1 protein-coding gene is annotated in these 555 nt (G+C 70.3%); it reads left to right on the top strand.

Going from position 1 to position 555, the window contains the following annotated elements; genetic code table 11:
• Positions 1–38: 38 nt before the first annotated feature.
• The coding region (locus tag ABD323_RS44675; protein ID WP_344447689.1) for a MarC family protein at positions 39–555 on the top strand (517 nt) is incomplete at its 3' end.

Below are 555 nucleotides of genomic sequence, written 5' to 3'. Positions count from 1 at the left end.
CCACGGGGCTCCGCCCCCGCTGCCGCATGCTGGGAGCCATGCACGACTTCGACCTGACCAGCACCTTCGTCACCCTGTTCGCCGTGGTCGGACCACCCAAGGTCCTGCTGGCCTTCGCGCAGCTGGCCCGGACCCGCTCGCACCGGGAGCTGGTGCAGCTGACCCTGGTGGCCACCGGGCTGGCGGCCGTGGTCGGGGTCGCGGTGGAGTACTCGGCGGGCTTCCTCACCACGTTCTTCCACATCCACGACTGGTCGCCCCAGCTGCCCGGCGGGGTGATCTTCTTCATCTACGCCGTCGCGCTGGTGCTCGGCATCCACCTCGGCGGCAGCACCGAGGTCGGCGGCCAGTTTCCCAACCCGCTGATGGAGGGCATCCGGGAACTGCTGCTCCCCTACATCGCCAGCCCGCTCGCGATGACCGCGCTGATGGTCGGAGCGCTGGAACGGGAGGACTGGGGCTGGCGGACCACGTTGGCCAGTGCCTACGTGGGGGTGGTGGCGATCAACTGCGTCTGCGTCCTGCTGCTCTCCCGGCCGCTGCGGCACAGCCACC

The sequence above is a fragment of the Kitasatospora nipponensis genome (genome assembly GCF_039528135.1).
Lineage (GTDB): Bacteria > Actinomycetota > Actinomycetes > Streptomycetales > Streptomycetaceae > Kitasatospora > Kitasatospora nipponensis.
This window is presented reverse-complemented; position numbering and strand designations above follow the sequence as displayed.